General features: G+C 51.0%; 1 protein-coding gene. It reads right to left on the minus strand.

The window, feature by feature from the left end:
- Nucleotides 1-34: 34 nt before the first annotated feature.
- Nucleotides 35-1,377, minus strand: a protein-coding gene (locus QP990_RS12055; protein ID WP_284799412.1) for an IS3 family transposase whose coding sequence is annotated in 2 segments (ribosomal slippage) — nt 35-936 and nt 936-1,377 — 1,344 coding nt in all. Because the reading frame shifts where the segments join, the coding sequence is not laid out codon by codon here.
- Between the last annotated feature and the right edge of the window lie 60 nt (nt 1,378-1,437).

The following is a 1,437-nucleotide window of genomic DNA, read 5'->3' on the forward strand; positions in this document are numbered from 1 at the left end:
TGAACTAGCCCCCAAAAGTTGGACTGGTTTAATTCTAGGTGGTTAGGGGTTCAAGGGCCTGATTCCGATAGTGCATCGGGGTCAGGCCCTTGAGTCGTTGTTGGATGCGTTCGGTGTTGTACCACTGGATGTAGTCTTCGACAGCTTGGGTGAATTCCTCGACGGTTCCAAAAACTTCTCCGTGGTACATCTCGGTTTTTAAGTGTCCGAAAAAGTTCTCCATTACTGCGTTGTCGTAACAATTAGCTTTACGCGACATTGACTGAACACCGCCGTTGTCGTGGATTAAATTACGCCAGGTTGTATGCTGGTACTGGATGCCTTGGTCGGTGTGCATCATCCATCCAGGCTTCGGCGCACAGGCTGCAATCGCCTTTGTTAGTGATTCGGCGGTAAACGCTATCGACGGTGATGTAGCCACGGTGTGAGCGACAATACAGCGGTCGAAGAGATCCATTACCGGCGACAAATACACTTTGCGGCCTGCAACCCTAAATTCGGTAACGTCGCTGACAAAGACAGTGTTGGGCTTGTCTGGAGTGAATTTACGGGCAAGCTTATTGTCAGCAATGCGACTTATAGTTCCTGTGTAGGAAATATAAGGCCTGCGCTGACGGATTTTGGCCCGAAGACCCATCTGGTGCATGAGCTTGTAGACGAGTTTGTGGTTGACCACCCAGCCCTTGTTGCGCAAGTCCAGCAACACTCGCCGGTAGCCGTAGCGATGCTTGTTGGCCTCGAAACTTTCCAGGATTGCTTGCTTTACCGCAGCATGTTTATCCGGCTTATCGAGTCGCTTTTGATGGTAGAAGAATGTCGCCCGCGGCATATCTGCCGCTGCGAGGAGATCTGCCAAGCGGTGTTGTGACTTGAGGATGACGATCGCCTGGGCTTTCAGGCGTGTCCCTGGTTCCTCAAGTCCCGCAATTTTTTTAAATAAGCATTTTCAGCCCGCAACCGTTCGTTTTCGCGACGCAGCTTATCCTCTTCAGTAAGCACCTTCGGCTTAACTGAACCTTTAGGCCTGCCCTTCGGTTTCAGCTTTAACGCGTCATCACCGCCTGTGCGCCATTTTCGCGACCAATATCCGACCACTTGATCCGATGACAGACCAAACTCACGGGCCAGATCCATCTTCGACTCGCCAGCTAGATGGCGTTGGACAACTTCCTTTTTGATCTCGAAGGAGTACTGCTGCTTTGAAGGCTTTTCCACAAGACATAGCTTGCCATGGAGCAAGAACCGACGAAACAAAGCACGGACTGGGTAAACACCAACACCAACATGATGAGCTGCAGCCCAATAACTACAACCCTGCTCGAAAAGAGCCACCAATTCTTCCCGCTGTCCCGCCGACAACGAACTACGTTCACGCATACAACTGCTCCCCACTAGTAGGTAACTGATTTCTCAGTCCAACTAATGGGGAGCAGTTCA

Source organism: Corynebacterium sp. MSK071, from assembly GCF_030232125.1.
Classification (GTDB): domain Bacteria; phylum Actinomycetota; class Actinomycetes; order Mycobacteriales; family Mycobacteriaceae; genus Corynebacterium; species Corynebacterium kefirresidentii.